Consider the following 828-nt stretch of genomic DNA (forward strand, 5'->3'; position numbering starts at 1 on the left):
CGGGCAGCCCGATCAACGGGTCCGGGTTCCGAGGACTGTCGACGCCGTCGCACACCCAGATGCCGTCCTCCTCGCGCCAGGTGGCGAACCGGAAGCACTCGTTGCCGTAGGTGAGCCGCTTGGCCGCGCGCCGGACCGCCGGCACGGAGCGGTCCAGCCCGCCCAGCACCGAGATCGCCTCGGCGAACCAGGTGACCGCCTCGGCCTCTACGTGTTTGTCGCCGAGCATCGGTGCGAGCAGTAGCAACCGGCGGGCGATCTCCCGCCGATCCGGCGCGGCCGCCTTCGCGATCGCTTTGAGCTCCGGCCATCGCAGGGCGGGCCCTCGTAGCTCGGCTGCCAGCATTCCCAGCGGCAGGCCGGCGCCGTCCGTGGGGGCGAGCCAGAAGTCGACCTGGTGTTCGGCTGCCTGCTGCACCCACTGGCCGCGCAGCAGTGTCCGGGAGTGCTGTGTGCGGTGCACGATCAGAATGACGCCGCCGGCCGGCAATGCAACGGTGAAGACCGGCCACTGGTCGAGGCGCGTGAGCGGCGCCAGCCCGGTCGCCAGCACCTGATCCTCGGACAGGCCGAACGCGGCCGGGAGGTCCACCTCCGGATCGGTGGTGTAGCGCAGATGAGCCGGCCAGAACGCCACTTCGTCGAGCAGCGGCGACCCGTCGACCGCGAGGTCGTCCGGTGAAGGGTAGGGAAAGTTCCGCTCCTGGTCGATCAGCCGCCGCGCGGCGGCCAGATCGATGGCGAAGCTGGACATCAGTTCCTCGGGCGCGAGCCATTCGTCGGCCGGAAGATGGTGGCGGTGATAGCCGTAGAGATGCATGATCGGGC

General features: G+C 70.2%; 1 protein-coding gene. It reads right to left on the reverse strand.

Features of this window, described 5'->3' with window-relative positions:
- A partial coding sequence (locus Acy02nite_RS46190; protein ID WP_203756831.1) for a hypothetical protein occupies positions 1 to 828 on the reverse strand: 828 nt, incomplete at both ends.

The organism is Actinoplanes cyaneus, from assembly GCF_016862095.1.
Taxonomy (GTDB): Bacteria; Actinomycetota; Actinomycetes; order Mycobacteriales; family Micromonosporaceae; genus Actinoplanes; species Actinoplanes cyaneus.